The sequence below is a fragment of the Corynebacterium lipophiloflavum DSM 44291 genome (genome assembly GCF_000159635.1).
In the GTDB taxonomy this organism is placed as follows: Bacteria; Actinomycetota; Actinomycetes; order Mycobacteriales; family Mycobacteriaceae; genus Corynebacterium; species Corynebacterium lipophiloflavum.
This window is the reverse complement of sequence record NZ_GG667247.1, coordinates 1-241: the sequence shown is the minus strand read 5'-3', so window position 1 is coordinate 241 and position 241 is coordinate 1. Positions and strand designations below refer to the sequence as shown.

Below are 241 nucleotides of genomic sequence, written 5' to 3'. Positions count from 1 at the left end.
ACCACGGACGAAGTTCTTCGTGCCGTCAATCGGGTCAATGACCCACTGCCGTGGAGAGTGCCCGGTGGTGCCGAACTCCTCCCCGTAGACGGAGTCACGAGTGCGAGCCCGGGCCAGGTAGTCGCGGATGCGCTGCTCGGCCTCGCGGTCCGCCTCGGTGACCGGGGTGAGATCCGGCTTGGTCTCAACCTCGAAGTCCTGGCGCTCGAAATGCGCCTGGGTGAGGGGGTCCACCTGGTCA

The 241-nt window shown here is 66.4% G+C and carries 1 protein-coding gene; it reads right to left on the bottom strand.

The window, feature by feature from the left end; all coding sequences use genetic code 11:
• On the bottom strand, nt 1–241 hold a 241-nt coding region (locus tag HMPREF0298_RS11385), incomplete at both ends, for an inositol monophosphatase family protein (RefSeq protein ID WP_006841358.1).